Genomic DNA, 501 nt, shown 5'->3' on the forward strand with positions numbered 1-501 from the left:
CACCGCAGGATTTTAAGTCCTGTGCGTCTGCCTGTTCCGCCACCCCGGCATGTCATATTGAAAATTGGAGCGGAAGACGGGATTCGAACCCGCGACCCCAACCTTGGCAAGGTTGTATTCTACCACTGAACTACTTCCGCAAGACATGTTTGAGTTATTTCATTAAAAGTGCGGGTGAAGGGAGTCGAACCCCCACGCCAAAGGCGCTAGATCCTAAGTCTAGTGCGTCTGCCAATTCCGCCACACCCGCATATTTCATTAAAATGGTGAGCCATGAAGGATTCGAACCTTCGACCCTCTGATTAAAAGTCAGATGCTCTACCAACTGAGCTAATGGCTCTTACAATAAAAACTGGTGCCGACTAGAGGACTTGAACCCCCAACCTACTGATTACAAGTCAGTTGCTCTACCAATTGAGCTAAGTCGGCTAAATGGTGGAGGATGACGGGATCGAACCGCCGACCCCCTGCTTGTAAGGCAGGTGCTCTCCCAGCTGAGCT

The 501-nt window shown here is 50.5% G+C and carries 4 tRNA genes; all 4 read right to left on the reverse strand.

Annotated features, from left to right (window positions below):
* Positions 1-65: 65 nt before the first annotated feature.
* The 4 genes from AC1DMU_RS29625 to AC1DMU_RS29640 all read right to left on the reverse strand — a co-directional run bounded on the left by AC1DMU_RS29625 (position 66) and on the right by AC1DMU_RS29640 (position 429).
* Positions 66-140: transfer RNA gene (locus tag AC1DMU_RS29625), tRNA-Gly, on the reverse strand.
* Between the two features lie 29 nt (positions 141-169).
* Positions 170-250, reverse strand: a tRNA-Leu gene (locus AC1DMU_RS29630).
* A 14-nt stretch (positions 251-264) separates the two neighbouring features.
* Positions 265-340, reverse strand: a tRNA-Lys gene (locus tag AC1DMU_RS29635).
* Between the two features lie 13 nt (positions 341-353).
* Positions 354-429: transfer RNA gene (locus tag AC1DMU_RS29640), tRNA-Thr, on the reverse strand.
* Positions 430-501: the final 72 nt, after the last annotated feature.

Source organism: Bacillus sp. 01N45 (assembly GCF_056399205.1).